Origin of the sequence: Pseudoxanthomonas sp. USHLN014 (genome assembly GCF_037153335.1) — a bacterium.
GTDB lineage: Bacteria > Pseudomonadota > Gammaproteobacteria > Xanthomonadales > Xanthomonadaceae > Pseudoxanthomonas_A > Pseudoxanthomonas_A winnipegensis.
Genome location: NZ_JBBCKO010000005.1, coordinates 214306 through 228581, shown reverse-complemented (window position 1 = coordinate 228581; position 14276 = coordinate 214306). Strand labels below are relative to the sequence as shown.

Genomic DNA, 14276 nt, shown 5'->3' with positions numbered 1-14276 from the left:
CATCGCCGGAGCGGTGCTCAGTCGAAGCGCCAGCCGCCGTCGGAATCGCGCGGATAGACCTCCACGCGTGCGCCGGCGGGCAGCGCGTCGGCGTCGGGCGCCAGCGTCGCCCAGGCGTTGGCCTGTAGCAGCGAGGCGATACGGAAGGACTCCTGCCCGGCCAGGACGCGCACGCGCAGCGTGCCGTCCCCGTCGTGGCTGACGCGCGCCTTGAGAAAGCCACGCAACGCCCCGCTCCCGCGCACCGGTTCGGCAAGGCGGGCCAGCAACGGCCGTTCGGGCGGTCTACCCCGCCAGTGCCGCAGCAGGGGCACGGCGAAGAAGCGAAATCCCAGCACGGTGGCGACCGGATTGCCCGGCAGCCCCAGCAGGAGCGGGCCCTGCGCCAGACGCGCGGCCAGCAGCGGTTTGCCCGGACGGATGGCCACGCCCTGGAACAGCAGCTGCGCACCGGCCTTGCCCAGCGCGGCCGGAACGAAGTCGTGCACGCCGGCCGAGACCGCGCCGGTGGTCAGCACCAGATCGGACTCGACCACGACCTCGGCCAGCGCGGCGGCGAACTGCGCCGGGTCGTCGCCCAGGGTGCGGCAGGCCATCACGCGCGCGCCGAGCTCGGTCAGCGCGGTCTGCAGGAAGGGACCGTTGCTGGCGCGGATCTGGCCCGGCCGCAGCGGGGCGTCCGCATCGGTGACCAGTTCGTCGCCCGTAGACAGGATCGCCACGCGCGGCGCGCGCCCGACCTGGACCTGCCCGATCCCCGCCGCGGCCAGCAACATCCGCAGCGTGGCATCGACCGGCGTGCCGGCCGTGGCGATCGGGTCGCCGGGCTGCAGGTCGCTGCCGGCGCGGCGGATGTGGCGCCCCGGTGCGAGGTCTTCCAGGACGCGCATGCGCGCCGCGTCCAGGCGCTCGGTGCGCTCGTAGGGCACCACGCTGTCCGCGCCCGGCGGTAGCGCCGCGCCGGTCATGATCTCCCAGGCCGCGGCCGGCGCCTGCGGCGGCGCGTCGCCGGCGACCACGCGTCCGGCGATCGGCCACACGCTGCCGGCAGCGATGGCCCGGCCATCGCTGCGCAGCGCGTAACCGTCCATGGCGGCGTTGTCGAACGGCGGCAGCGCCGCCTGCGCGCGCACCGCTTCGGCCAGCACGTGCCCGGCCGCCTGGTCGGTGGCGCAGGCTTCGGCCGGCAGCGCGCCGGCCGAGGCGATCAGCCGGGCCAGCGCGGCTTCGTAGGACAGCAGGCCTTCGCCCGCGCAGGGATCAGCCATGCCGCACCTCGCCGCGCAGCCGCGCCAGGTCCTCGGGCGTGTTGGCGTTGTCCAGCACCTGCGCCGCCTGCGGCGCGAGCAGGCGCACGTCGTCGGCGTCCATTGCGCGGCGCAGACCGAAGTGTCCGCCCTCGACCTGGCGGCGCAGGCGCTGCAGCGCGGGCGGTGCCCAGAGCGCGCACAGCGGCTCGGGCAGGCCGTCGCCGGCGCTGCGGAAGGCCACCGCACCGTCGCCCGGGACGAAGGCCGCGGTCAGCCGCCGCAGCGTGGCCGCCTCGAGCCCCGGCAGGTCGCAGGCGATGACCAGCCACGCGGCCTGGGGCGCGGACGCATGCGCGGCGAGCAGGCCGGCGGCCGGGCCGATGTCGTGATGCCGATCGAGCAGCTGCGGGAAGCGCGCCCGCAGCGGGTCGTCCTGCTGGTTGGCGCGCACCGATACCAGGCAGCGCTGCACCTGCGTCTGCAGCAGGGCGAAGGCCACCTCGAGCTGCGGCTGGGTGTCGTAGACCAGCGCCGCCTTGTCGCGGCCCATGCGCCGGCTCGCGCCGCCGGCCAGGACCAGGCCGTGCAGTGCGAGGGGGGCGTCGGTCGAGGCAGGCCGAGGCGTGGTCATCGCGACCGATGTTAGCGCCGGCCGCCCGGCGCGCCTGTGGCCCGTGCTTGTGTTCGCGATGTCGCCTCCACGCGCCGGCTCATGAGCGCATCACCATGCGATTGCGGCCGCCGGCCTTGGCGTCGTACAGGGCCAGGTCGGCCAGATGGATCAAGGTGGCCGGGCCTTCGTCCTCGCCCATGCGGCTCGGCCACAGCGCCACCGCGCCGACGCTGATGGTGACCACGCTGGCGCTGTAGCTCTCGGCGTGGGGAATCTTCAGCGCGCGCACGTTGCGGCACACGGCCTCGCCCATCGCGCGCAGGGCGTCGGCATCGCAGCCGGGCAGGACCAGGGCCAGCTCCTCGCCGCCATAGCGCGCGGCCAGATCGCCCTGTCGCCGCGCGCTCTGCTTGAGCACCTGCGCCACCCGGGTGAGACAGACATCGCCGGCCTGGTGGCCATAGGTGTCGTTGAAATTCTTGAAGTGGTCCAGATCGGCCAGCAGCAGCCCCAGCGGCGTGCCCTCGCGGCGCGCGCGGGCCCATGCATCGGCCAGCGTCTCGTCCAAGGCGCGGCGGTTGGCCAGGCCGGTCAGTGCGTCGGTGCGCACCAGCGTCTCGAGCTGCTCCTGCGCCGCCTGGCGCGCCAGCAGCTGGCGGCGCAGCCATTCGCCCAGGCCGGCCAGCAGCACCACGGTGAACAGCGTCAGCAGCGCGTGGGTGCGCACCGAGCCGCGCCAGGCGGCCAGAGCCTCGTCCTCGGACAGCGCCGCCACGGCGATCAGCGGGAAGCCCTCGACGTGCTGGAAGCCGCTGATCCGCCGGGTATGGTCCAACGGCGACACGTAGACCAGCGAACCGGCCGGCGCGCCGCGCAGCCGCGCGAACAGGTCGCTGTGCGAGAAGTCCTGGCCGACGGCATTGAGTTCGGGCGAGCGCGCGCAGACCATCCCCGCATCGTCGAGCAGGGTGATGGCACCATGCCGGCCGACGTCGAAGCCGCGGTAGTGTTCGGCGAAATACGCCGAGCGGATGCTCGCCAGCACCACACCGGCGAACTGCCCGCGCGCATCGTTGTAGCGGCGGCTGACGGTAAGGATCCACTGGTTGTCCGAGCGGCTGCGCACCGGCGGGCCCACCCATGGCAAGCTGTCGTCCACCGCCTGGTGATGCTTGAAATAGGCCCGGTCGGAGTTGTTCATGTTGGGCGGCAGGTGGTCCAGCGACGAGGCGATCCAGCGGCCCTGCGCGTCGTAGACGAACAGGCCATGGATGCGGCCCGAACGGCTGGCCTCTTCGCGCAGATAATCGTCCAGCCGGGCCAGGTCGCGCGGCGTGGCCCCCTCGATGCGCAGGTTCTCGACGATGCCGGACAGCACGGCGTCGGCCACCAGCATCGAATCCCCTGCGTGCTGGCTGACCGAACGCGCCAGGTTGCCCGCGTCCGAATAGATCTGTTCGGTCGCCTCGCGCCGGGTCTCCAGCCCATGCCAGTACTCGGCCCCGGCGAACAACAGGCAGACGGCCAGCACGAATCCGCGCAGCAACTCGGGCAGCCATCGCCGGCGGGGCGGGTCGGACATGTTCATTCCGGTGGCCCCCCTCCCGGGCGCGCGCGGTGGTGTGATCGCGACTCACGCCGGCCTGCCGCCAACGTCTTCTGCGACGAATCTTGCCCCAGACCTCGCCGGGAGTGGATGAAGGATGCCCGGCCGGCTAGCGCGCCAGCTGCTGGCGCAGCATGCCCAGCAGGGCCTGCCGGTTGTATGGCTTGGGCAGGAACCGGGCGTTGGTCGGGAAGTCGCGGAACGAGCCCTCGGCATGGCCGGAGGTCAGCACCACCGGGATCTGCGCATCCAGATCGGCCACGCGCCGGGCCAGCTGGATGCCGTCCATGCCGCCGGGCATGTTGATGTCGCTGAAGACCAGATCGAAGGCGGCGCCGCTCTCCAGCAGCTGCAGCGCCTGGTTGCCGCCGTTGGCCTGCGTGACCTGATAGCCCTCGGCTTCGAGGATCAGGGCCGCGATCTCGCGCGCACCCGCGTCATCCTCGACGATGAGGATCATTGGGATAGGAGCCATGTGACGCGGAAAACCTGAAGACCCGAGTAGGCCGAATAATCGTCACAGCGCTGTGAAAGGGGGGTGACCTCGGCTAGGCTGGGGTGGTGCCCGCCGCAGCAGTTACGGCGGGGAGCGTTGCGGAGTTCCCATGCCAGCCTTTTCGCGAGACCACTACCGTCAGATCGTCGAGCTGTCCGGTGACAGCATTTTCGAACTCGATGGCGGCGGCCGCGTGGTCTCGGTCAACCAGCGTGGGCTGGAGCTGCTGGAGGCCTACGGCCGTCACGACGTGGTCGGCCGGCACTGGCACGACCTGTGGACGCCGGCGATGCGGGCGATCGCCCGCGAGGCCGTGCGCCTGGCCTGCGTGGGCCAGCGCAACGAGTTCCAGGGCGCCATCCAGACCCTGCGCGACCAGGAGCGGATCTGGTCGGTGATCGTCAGCCCGCTGGCCCTGGACCGCGGCCAGCCGGTGCTGCTGCTGGCCATGTGCCGCGACGTCACCGATCGCCTGCGCTCCGAACACGCGCTGCGCCTGATCAACGAGAGCCTGACCTCGCAGCTGCAGGGCGCCGAGCTGCGCGAGCTGGTGACCGCGCGCCACGCCGACTTCCTGGAATCCTCGCTCACCCAGACCCAGGAGCAGGCCGAGGCCGAGCGCCATGCGGCCGAGGCGCTGCGCGGGCAGGTGGACATCGCCGAGGCCGCGCGCAGCCTGGCCGAGCGCGCGCGCGATTCGGCCGAGCTGGCCTCGCTGCAGGCGCAGAAGGGCGAGGCGGTCGGCCAACTGGTGGCCGGCATCGCCCACGACTTCAACAACATGCTGCAGACCGCGGTGGCGGCCATCAGCGTGGTCACCGACACGCCCGAGCAGCTCACCCCGCTGCAGCGCAAGCTGCTGGGGCGCGGGCAGGAGGCGCTGCACCATGCCTCGATGCTGGCGCGCCGGCTGCTGGCGTTCTCGCGCAGGCATCCGCCGCGCTTCGAGGCGCTGGACCTGCGCGAGGTGGCCACGTCCATGGCCGAGCTGATGCGCCAGTCGCTGGGCCCGGACATGGTGCTGGTGGTCGAACCCGCGCCGCAGGCGCTGATCACCCAGGGCGATCCGCACGCCATCGGCCAGGCGGTGATGAACCTGTGCATCAACGCCCGCGATGCCTGCCAGAACCGCGGCCAGATCACCGTGTCGTTCTCGCACCAGTCCATCGCCAGCGATGGCGCCACGCCCTCGCGCGCCAGTGGCCAATACGTGGTGCTGTCGGTGGCCGACACCGGCACGGGCATGGACCAGGCAACGCTGTCGCGGCTGTTCGAGCCCTACTTCACCACCAAGCCCGAGGGGCAGGGCACCGGCCTGGGCCTGGCGCAGGTCTATGCGCTGATGCGCCACAGCGGCGGTTTCATCGATGTGGACACCGCGCTGGGCCGCGGCACGGTGATGAGCCTGTGGTTTCCGCAGGCCGAGAGCGCCAGCGCGCACGCGCCGGTCGCGATCCACGCGGCCTGAGCGGGTCCGTAAAGCACGACGGCCGCTTGCGCGGCCGTCGTTGCTTGCCGGATGCGGGACGCCTTACTGCGCCTTGGGCACGCCGATCGCCTTGACGTCGTCGTCGCTCAGGCGGGTATTGGCATCGGCGCTGAGCAGGGCGTTGACGTCCTGCAGGTCGGCCGCGTCCAGCGTGCCGGCGGCGGCCTCCAGCAGCAGGCGGTTCTGCAGGAAGTTGTACTTGGCCAGCGAGTACTGCTCCTGCGCGGCGACCAGGTTGTTCTGGTTGGTCAGCACGTCCAGCACGGTGCGGGTGCCCACTTCCAGGCCGACCTGCGAGGCGTCGTAGGCGCTGCGCGCGGAGACCACGGCCGAACGACGGGCCTCGATCTCGCTGATGCCGGCCTCCAGCACCTGGTAGGCGTTGCGCGTGTTGCGCACCACCGCGCGGCGCTGCTGTTCGAAGGCATCCTGGGCCGAATCGCGCTGGGCGACGGCCTGGCGCACCTGCGATTGCGTGGCGCCGCCGGAGAAGATCGGCACGTTCAGGGTCAGGCCGATCGAGCGCGAGTCGTACTCGCCACGGCGCGAACCGTCCGTGCCGGTGTCCGCGTCGCCGCCCCAGTTGGCGCTGCGGCCGTAGCTGCCACTCAGGCTCAGGGTCGGCAGATGGCCGGCGCGCGCGGCGCTGATGCCGGAGTCGGCCGACTGCACCTGCAGCTGTAGCGACTTCAGCTGCGGATTCTGCGCCAGCGCGGTGTCGACCCAGCCATCGGCGCTGTACTGCGAGGGCAGCTGCGGCTTGAAGTCGTCCGGCAGGCCGCGCAGGTTGGTCACCGGCTGGCCGGTGATCTCGGTCAGGGCCTCGTAGGCGTCCTTGAGCGCGTTGCGCTGGGTGATGACCGTGGCGCGCGCGCTGTCGTAGGAGGCGCGGGCTTCGTGCACGTCGGTGATCGGGGCCAGGCCCACGTCCAGACGCTTCTGCGCGTAGTCGAACTGCTTCTGGAACGCGGCCTGCGCGGCCTCGGCCGAGGCCAGCGTCTCGATCGCGATCAGCACATTGAAGTAGGCCGCCGAGGTGCGCGTGATCAGCGAGTCGTTGGCCGAATCCAGGTCGAAATCCGCCGCCTGGCTCAGCGCGCGCTGCGAGTTGACCCGGGCGTAGTCGCCGAAGTTGATCAGGCTCTGGTTCACCGTCACGGCGTAGTCGCGCGAGCGCGGGCTGTCGATCCACTCGCCGCCATGGGTGACCTTGGAACTGGAGCGCCCGAGCGAGGCGGTGCCGTTGACCTGCGGCAGCAGCGTGGCGCGGGCCTGGACCACCCCTTCCTTCTGCGACAGGCGCGCGGCTTCGGCCTGGGCCAGGGTCGGGTCGCCGTTGCGGGCCATTTCATAGGTCTGCATCAGGTCGGTGGCCGAGGCGGCCGAGGGCAGCGCCAGCGCGACGGCGAGAACGAGGGGGAGACGGCTCATCGTGGGAGTTCCTTGAAAGTTTGTGCCAAGCGCTTAGAAGACGAACGCAGGGACCGGCGCGGCGCCGACCAGATAACCCAGCGCATCGGTCTCGAACAACGATTCGATGCGCGCGCCGCTGGTGTCGTTGTGCACCAGCACCGCTTCCATGGCCGGCGAGCGGCCGCGCACCACGAACAGGCGTCCGCCCGGACGCACCAGTTCCATGAAGCCCAGCGGCAGGGTGTCCACCGCGGCGGTGATGCAGACCGCGTCGAACTTGCGGTCGGTGGTCCAGGCCAGCGCGTCGGCGGTTTCGATGCGCACGTTGCTGCCCAGCCCCGCGGCCTGCAGGTTGGCCTGGGCGAAGGCGGCCAGCTCGGGGTGCAGCTCCAGGCTGACCACTTCGCGGCCCAGCGCGGCCAGGCAGGCGGTGAGGAAGCCGCTGCCGGTGCCGATTTCCAGCACATCCTCGCCGGGCTGCACGTCCAGCGCCTGCAGGACGCGGCCTTCGACCACCGGCTTCATCATGCGCTGGCCGTGGCCCAGCGGCAGTTCCAGATCGGCATAGGCCACCGCGCGGTGCGCCGGCGGCACGAAGGCCTCGCGCGGCAGGGTGGCCAGCGTGTCCAGGACGCGGGGTTCCAGCACGTCCCAGGGACGGATCTGCTGTTCCACCATGTTTTCGCGGGCTTGGGCGTAGTTGATCGTCATGGGCGTGCTCGGGGGGCGTGTCGGTGTACCGGGGCGGGCATTCTAGCGGCGCGCGGCACGGCAGGCGTGCTGAGCATCGCCGCCGCACCCGGGGTGGACGCAGTGCCGGAAGTCACCGGACCGGAAGTCATGGCCGGGCCGTGGCGGCTCGGGTTCAGCGGCGGGCATAGGCGCGCAGGAACATGTCCACCGTGTTATCCAGGTGACGGTCGATCTCGCCCGCTTCCAGCCGACCCAGCAGGCCGCACATCATGCGGCCGTAGATCTCGCCCTTGAGCAGGGTGAAGAACTGGCGGGCGGCCACGTCGATGTCCTCGATGTCCAGGTGCCCTTGCGCGACCTGTTCGCGCAGCAGCCCGGCGAAGATGTCGTGGGTGCGCTTGGGGCCGGACTCCCAGAAGATCTGGCGCAGGTGCTCGTCGGCCTGGGTGCTGGCCAGCAGCATGCGGTGGGTGTTGATCGCCTGCTCGCTGGTGACCATGGCGAAGAAGCCCTCGGCGATTTGCCGCAGCTGCGCGCGCACACCGACATCGCCCTGCACCTTGAAGGTGGCATCGGGTAGCAGCTCTTCGCACAGGTTGCGGATCGCCTCGGAGAACAGCGACTCCTTGTCGCCGAAATGGCTGTAGACGGTCAGCTTGGACACGCCGGCCTCGGCCGCGATGCGGTCCATGCTGACGCCGGCGAAGCCCTCGCGCGCGAACAGCGCCTTGGCCGCCTCGAGGATCGCCGCGCGCTTGGCCAGGTCCTTGGGACGGCCCGGGCCTGACGGCGTCGTGCTGCGGGAGGAGTCGGAAGACACGGGGAGCGGAGCCTGCGGGACCATCGCGCAATACTAGACTAGACGGTTCGATATTTACAGTCCGGGCGCGCCGTCGCGGCCGCGCCCGTCATCGTTGCGTCAGCTTGCCCGACTGTCCCGGGGCCGGTGGGACCGGCCCCCGGACGGGGATCAGGCGCGCAGGCCGGCCGGCTGGCGTTCGAGCTGGGCCAGCACGGCCTCGGTCGCCTGCGCGGTGCTCAGCGCCTGGCCGGGGCCGGCCAGGTCGGCGGTGAAGGCGCGCGCGTCCAGGGCGGCGTCCACGGCCTGCTCGATGCGCTGGGCCTCGGCTTCCAGCCCGAGCGAATGGCGCAGCAGCAGTGCGGCCGAGAGGATGGTGGCGTAGGGGTTGGCGATGCCCTTGCCGGCGATGTCCGGGGCCGAGCCATGGATCGGCTCGTACAGGCCGACCCGGCTCTGGCCGAGCGAGGCAGACGGCAGCAGGCCCAGCGAGCCGGCCAGCATCGAGGCCTCGTCGGTGAGGATGTCGCCGAACATGTTCTCGGTGACGATCACGTCGTACTCGCGCGGCTTGGACAGCAGGTGCATGGCCATCGAATCGACCAGCTGGTGCTCCAGGGCGATGTCCGGGAATTCCTCGCGGCCGACCCGCGCGGCCACCTCGCGCCACAGGCGCGAGGTCTCCAGCACGTTGGCCTTGTCCACCGAGGTGACCTTGCCGCGGCGCGCGCGGGCCAGGCCGAAGGCGCTGCGCAGCACCCGCTCGACCTCGGCCACCGAATAGCTGCACAGATCGCTGGCCGCTTCGGCGGTGCGGGTCTTGTCGCCGAAATAGATGCCGCCGGTCAGCTCGCGCACCACCACGATATCCACGCCAGCCAGCAGGTGCGGCTTGATCGGCGAGGCGTCCAGCGCGGCAGGATGCGGCCGCACCGGGCGCAGGTTGGCGAACAGGCCCAGCGCCTTGCGGATCGCCAGCAGGCCCTGTTCGGGCCGGATCTTGGCGTTGGGGTCGGACCACTTGGGCCCGCCGACCGCGCCCAGCAGCACCGCGTCGGCCTGCTGGCAGGCGAAGGTGGTGGCCTCGGGCAGCGGCACCCCGTGGCGGTCGATGGCGATGCCGCCGATGTCGTGCTCGGCGAAGCGGAAATCGTGGCCGTGCTGTTGGGCCACGGCCTTGAGGACGGCGACGGCCGCGGCGGCCACTTCCGGGCCGATGCCGTCGCCGGGCAGGACGACGATGTCAGCTTGCATGGGCGGCCTCGTAGCGGGCGATGTCGGGGACGCGGGCAAGCAGATAGCCCAGCTGGTCGACGCCTTCGAGCAGGCAGGTTTGCGAGAAGCCGTCCAGCGGGAACGCATAGACGCGCCCGTCGGGCGTGCGCAGCTCGCGCGCGGCCACATCGATGGTCAGCTCGTCGTCGGGACGCTCCATCAGCGTCTGCACGTCGGCCTCGGCCAGCACCACCGGCAGCAGGCCGTTCTTGAGACTGTTGCCGCGGAAGATGTCGGCGATCTCGCTGGACACCACGGCCTGCAGGCCTAAGTCGGTCAGCGCCCAGGGCGCGTGCTCGCGCGAGGAGCCGCAGCCGAAGTTGCGCCCGGCCAGCAGGATCGAACGCCCGGCGTTGTGCGGCTGGTTGAAGGCGAAGTCCGGATTGGGCGTGCCGTCGGCCTTCCAGCGCCAGTCGTTGAAGGCGTTGCGGCCCAGGCCGGCGCGCTCGGTGGTGGACAAGAAGCGCGCCGGAATGATCTGGTCGGTGTCGATGTTGGTCGAACGCAGCACGACGGCCTTGGAGGTGATTTGAACAGTCCGGCCATGGATGGCCGGGCTCTTCGTCAGGGATGACGGTACTCCTGCCATCACGCGGCCTCCTCGCTGCCGCCCAGCGCGAAATCGGCCGGCACGTCGGTGACCTCGGCGGCGGGCAGCGCCTCGGGCGCGGGCGCGTCCTGGCGCGGGCGCAGCGGCGTGTCGCGCACGCTGCGGGCCAGCGCGCTGGCCACCGTGGCGGTAAAGGCCACGTGCGCGGCCTGGTTGGATTCGGGACTGGGCATCAGGCCACTTCCTTGGATTCGGTTGCTGCGAACAGATCACGCACATCGCTGACGCGGCCGTTGACCGCGGCCCAGGCCGCGCTCAGCGGCGAGGCGAGCAGGGTACGCGAGCCGGGGCCCTGGCGGCCCTCGAAATTGCGGTTGGAGGTGGACACGGCCAGCTCGCCCGGCGCCACCAGATCGCCGTTCATGGCGATGCACATCGAGCAGCCCGGCTCGCGCCACTGCGCGCCGGCGGCGCGCACGATGGCGTCGATGCCCTCGGCCTCGGCCTGGCGCTTGACGATCTCCGAGCCAGGCACCACCAGCATGCGCACGCCCTCGGCGACCTTGCGCCCGGCCAGCACGCGGGCGACCTCGCGCATGTCGCGCAGGCGGCCGTTGGTGCACGAGCCGACGAACACCACGTCGACCTTGGCGCCTTCCACGCGCTCGCCCGCATGGAAGCCCATGTAGTCCAGGCCCTTCTGCGCGGCCGCGTCGTTGGCGGCGGGGATGGCCGCATCGACCGCGATCGCCGTGCCCGGGTGCGTGCCCCAGGTCAGGGTCGGGCGTATGTCGGCCGCGTCGATCACCACTTCGGCATCGAAACGCGCGCCCGCATCGCTGCGCAGCGTCTTCCAGTAGGCGACCGCGGCGTCGAAGTCGGCGCCCTTGGGCCCGCGCGGGGTCGCCGCGACATAGTCGAAGGTGATCTGGTCGGGCGCGACCATGCCGGCGCGCGCGCCGGCCTCGATGGACATGTTGCACAGGGTCATGCGCTGCTCCATGTCCATCGCCTCGATGGTCGAGCCGCGGAACTCCAGCACATGGCCGGTGCCGCCGTTGACCCCGATCACGCCGATGATGTGCAGGACCACGTCCTTGGCGCCCACGCCCGGGGCCAGCGGCCCGTCGACGGTGATCGACATGGTCCGCGGCTTGCGCTGCAGCAGGCATTGGGTGGCCAGCACATGGCCGACCTCGCTGGTGCCGATGCCGAAGGCCAGCGCGCCGAACGCGCCGTGCGTGGAGGTGTGGCTGTCGCCGCAGACGATGGTCATGCCGGGCTGGGTGAAGCCCTGCTCGGGGGCGATGACGTGGACGATGCCGCGGTTGGCCGAGCCCATGTCGAACAGCTCGATGCCGTACTGCGCGCAGTTGGCTTCCAGCGTCTGCACCTGCTTCTCGGCCGCGGCGGTGTAGTAGGGCAGCCGACCATCGGCGCCGGCCGGCAGGGTCGGCGTGGAATGGTCCATCGTGGCCTTGGTCCGGTCCGGGCGACGCGGCGCCAGGCCGCGCGCGCGCAGTTCGGTGAAGGCCTGCGGCGAGGTGACCTCGTGGATCAGGTGCAGGTCGATGTACAGCACCGCCGGGGCGGTGTCGCTTTCGGGGACCACGACATGCGCGTCCCACAGCTTGTCGAACAACGTACGGGGGGCGGAACTCATTGCGGATGGCCTTGCGTTGAATGCGGGGTCGGGGAGCGGCGCGCGCTGAAGCGCAGGCGCACGTAATCGGCATGCCACTGGCCGGCGGCATCGCACAGCGCCGGGCGCAGCAGCGCCTCGGTGTCGGCCAGCACACGGCTGCGGGTGTCGGCGTTAAGGCCGCTCAGGAAGGGATCGGCGAAGGTCTGCAGCCAGCCGGCGATGCCGGTGGGCAGCGGCGTCGGGCGCGGGATCAGCGCGATCTGCGCGACTTCGAAGTCATGCTGCGCCAGCCGCGCGGCGTATTCCTCGGCCGTGGGGAAGAACCAGGCGAAGGCCGGCGCGCCGGCGCCGTTGGCCCGCAGCGCCGCGCGCAGCGCGGTGGTGATCGCCGCCACGTTGCCATGGCCGCCGAACTCGGCGACGAAGCGCCCGCCGGGCTTGAGCGCGCGCCGCACGCCGGCCAGCACCGCGTCGGGCTGGCGCATCCAGTGCAGCGCGGCGTTGCTGAAGACCGCATCGAAGTCGCCCTCGAAGGTCAGGGCGTGCCCGTCCATCACGCGCGCATCGATACCGCGTTCGACCGCAGCGGCGACCAGCTCGGGCGAGGCATCCACACCCACCACGTTCGCACCGGCCTGGACCAGCTGCGCGGTCAGCACGCCGTCGCCGCAGCCCAGGTCGAGGATGCGCTCGCCGGGCCGGGCATCGAGCAGCGCCGACACCGAGGCGCCCAGCGCCGGGACGAAGCCTGCGTTGCGCGCGTAGCGGGCCGCATCCCAGGCCTGGCCTGCCGCGGAGGCGGGGGGGTGCGTCGCCGGGTTCATGCCGCGGCGGCTTCGCTCGGCGCCGGGGCGTGCTGGCGCTGGCGCAGCAGGCGGTTGGCCACGTCCAGCCAGGCCAGCGCGCTGGCCTCGATGATGTCCTTGGACGTGCCGGTGCCCTCATATTCCAGGCCGTCGGCGCGGACCGACAGGCTGGCCTCGCCGCGCGCGTCGGCGCCAATGCCCACGCTGTGCACCTGGTAGCTGTCCAGCTCCAACTTGACGCCGGTGGCGGCCGAGAGCGCGCCGAACAGCGCGTCGACCGGGCCATTGCCCTGTGCTGTCTCGGCCACGCGGTTGCCTTCCGGATCGGACAGTTCGACCAGCGCGTTGGCGCGGCCGCCGACATCGGAGATGGTCATCGAGGCCAGGCGATAGCCATCGCTGACCGCCGCGTCCTGCATCAGCATCTGCAGGTCGGCATCGCCGACCACGCGCTGACGCTCGCACAGGCCCTTGAACTGCTCGAATACCAGCTTCAGCTCGTCCTCTTCCAGCAGATAGCCCAGCGCGCGCAGGCGCGCATCGACCGCGGCGCGGCCGCTGTGTCGGCCCAGCACCATCTGCGTGTCCGGCCAGCCCACGTCCTGCGGCCGCATGATCTCGTAGGTGCCGCGGTGGCGCAGCATGCCGTGCTGGTGGATGCCCGACTCGTGGGCGAAGGCATTGGTGCCGACCACCGCCTTGTTGCGCTGGACCGGCATGCCGATCAGACGCTGCAGCAGCTGCGAGGTCGGCACGATGCGCGGGGTCTGGATGCCGGTGTCCAAGCCGTAGAATGCGTTGCGGACCTTCAGCGCCATGGCGATCTCCTCGATCGCGCAGTTGCCCGCGCGCTCGCCGATGCCGTTGATGCTGCCCTCGATCTGGCGCGCGCCGGCCTCGGCGGCGGCCAGCGAGTTGGCCACGGCCAGGCCCAGGTCGTTGTGGCAGTGCGCGCTGAAGATCACCTTGTCGGCGCCGCCGATGTCGGCCACGCCGGCGATCACGCGGCGGAACATGTCGCCGATCTCCTCCGGGGTGGTGAAGCCGACGGTATCGGGCAGGTTGATGGTCCGCGCGCCGGCGGCGATGGCGGTACGCGCGATCTCGATCAGGTAGTCGATCTCGGTACGGGTGGCGTCCTCGGCGGAGAACTCCACGTCATCGACATAGCCGCGCGCCAGGGTCACGTGCCGGTGCACCGACTCGAGCACCTGCTCCTTGCTCATGCGCAGCTTGTGCTCGCGGTGCAGCGGGCTGGTGGACAAAAAGACGTGCAGGCGCGGGTTGGCGGCCGCTTCCAGCGCGCGGGCGGAGATCTCGATGTCGCCGGCCAGGCAGCGCGACAGCACCGCCAGGGTCGGCGTGCGCACCTCGCGGCCGATCAGGGCCATGGCCTGGCGGTCGGATTCGGAGCTGGCCGGGAAGCCGGTCTCGATGATGTCCACGCCCAGCTCGGCCAGGGCGCGGGCCATGACCACCTTCTGCTGCGGGGACATGCTGCAGCCCGGGGACTGCTCGCCATCGCGCAGGGTGGTGTCGAAAATTCGGACAGTGTCGGTGGATACGGCGGTGTTCATACGAAGGGATCCTCTACGGCGACGGCCGTGCGGATGGCCGTGGGACGGCGCGGGGTCTGGAAGG

At 71.3% G+C, this 14276-nt stretch carries 14 protein-coding genes; 1 reads left to right on the top strand and 13 read right to left on the bottom strand.

Annotation, left to right across the window (positions count from 1 at the left end):
* Positions 1-17: 17 nt before the first annotated feature.
* From glp to WFQ05_RS11555, 4 genes are all read right to left on the bottom strand, one after another.
* Complete coding sequence (gene glp / locus WFQ05_RS11570; protein WP_337053919.1) at positions 18-1268, bottom strand: gephyrin-like molybdotransferase Glp; 1251 nt, start codon at positions 1266-1268, stop codon at positions 18-20.
* Positions 1261-1881, bottom strand: coding sequence for an NTP transferase domain-containing protein (locus WFQ05_RS11565; RefSeq protein ID WP_337053918.1), 621 nt, complete (start codon positions 1879-1881; stop codon positions 1261-1263). The genes glp and WFQ05_RS11565 overlap by 8 nt, the downstream gene beginning before the upstream one ends.
* Positions 1882-1960: 79 nt before the next feature.
* The gene (locus tag WFQ05_RS11560; RefSeq protein ID WP_337053917.1) at positions 1961-3445 is read right to left on the bottom strand and encodes a sensor domain-containing diguanylate cyclase; all 1485 of its coding nucleotides are present in this window, start codon (positions 3443-3445) and stop codon (positions 1961-1963) included.
* A gap of 133 nt (positions 3446-3578) precedes the next feature.
* Positions 3579-3944: a response regulator gene (locus tag WFQ05_RS11555; protein ID WP_130516977.1), complete on the bottom strand. Its 366-nt coding sequence runs from the start codon at positions 3942-3944 to the stop codon at positions 3579-3581.
* Positions 3945-4074: 130 nt separating this feature from the next.
* Here WFQ05_RS11555 and WFQ05_RS11550 point away from each other — a divergent pair, with 130 nt between their 5' ends.
* The gene (locus tag WFQ05_RS11550; protein WP_130524311.1) at positions 4075-5433 is read left to right on the top strand and encodes an ATP-binding protein; all 1359 of its coding nucleotides are present in this window, start codon (positions 4075-4077) and stop codon (positions 5431-5433) included.
* A gap of 63 nt (positions 5434-5496) precedes the next feature.
* Here WFQ05_RS11550 and WFQ05_RS11545 read toward each other — a convergent pair whose 3' ends face one another.
* The 9 genes from WFQ05_RS11545 to WFQ05_RS11505 form a co-directional block, all read right to left on the bottom strand.
* Complete coding sequence (locus WFQ05_RS11545) at positions 5497-6885, bottom strand: TolC family outer membrane protein (protein WP_130535655.1); 1389 nt, start codon at positions 6883-6885, stop codon at positions 5497-5499.
* Between the two features lie 33 nt (positions 6886-6918).
* Positions 6919-7578: a protein-L-isoaspartate O-methyltransferase gene (locus tag WFQ05_RS11540; protein WP_130516983.1), complete on the bottom strand. Its 660-nt coding sequence runs from the start codon at positions 7576-7578 to the stop codon at positions 6919-6921.
* 154 nt (positions 7579-7732) lie between these two features.
* The gene (locus WFQ05_RS11535; RefSeq protein WP_306995911.1) at positions 7733-8404 is read right to left on the bottom strand and encodes a TetR/AcrR family transcriptional regulator; all 672 of its coding nucleotides are present in this window, start codon (positions 8402-8404) and stop codon (positions 7733-7735) included.
* Positions 8405-8530: 126 nt separating this feature from the next.
* Positions 8531-9613, bottom strand: coding sequence for a 3-isopropylmalate dehydrogenase (gene leuB, locus WFQ05_RS11530; RefSeq protein ID WP_337053914.1), 1083 nt, complete (start codon positions 9611-9613; stop codon positions 8531-8533).
* Positions 9603-10184 (bottom strand): 3-isopropylmalate dehydratase small subunit, encoded by a 582-nt coding sequence (gene leuD / locus WFQ05_RS11525; RefSeq protein ID WP_337053958.1) that lies wholly within the window; start codon positions 10182-10184, stop codon positions 9603-9605. The genes leuB and leuD overlap by 11 nt, the downstream gene beginning before the upstream one ends.
* A gap of 38 nt (positions 10185-10222) precedes the next feature.
* The gene (locus WFQ05_RS11520) at positions 10223-10417 is read right to left on the bottom strand and encodes a hypothetical protein (protein WP_130528374.1); all 195 of its coding nucleotides are present in this window, start codon (positions 10415-10417) and stop codon (positions 10223-10225) included.
* Positions 10417-11847, bottom strand: a complete 1431-nt coding sequence (gene leuC, locus WFQ05_RS11515) for a 3-isopropylmalate dehydratase large subunit (RefSeq protein ID WP_130528375.1) — start codon at positions 11845-11847, stop codon at positions 10417-10419. The genes WFQ05_RS11520 and leuC overlap by 1 nt, the downstream gene beginning before the upstream one ends.
* Entirely contained in the window at positions 11844-12653 is an 810-nt protein-coding gene (locus WFQ05_RS11510; RefSeq protein ID WP_337053913.1) for a methyltransferase domain-containing protein, read from the bottom strand. Before WFQ05_RS11510 ends, leuC begins: the two co-directional genes overlap by 4 nt.
* Positions 12650-14212: a 2-isopropylmalate synthase gene (locus tag WFQ05_RS11505; protein ID WP_337053912.1), complete on the bottom strand. Its 1563-nt coding sequence runs from the start codon at positions 14210-14212 to the stop codon at positions 12650-12652. Before WFQ05_RS11505 ends, WFQ05_RS11510 begins: the two co-directional genes overlap by 4 nt.
* Between the last annotated feature and the right edge of the window lie 64 nt (positions 14213-14276).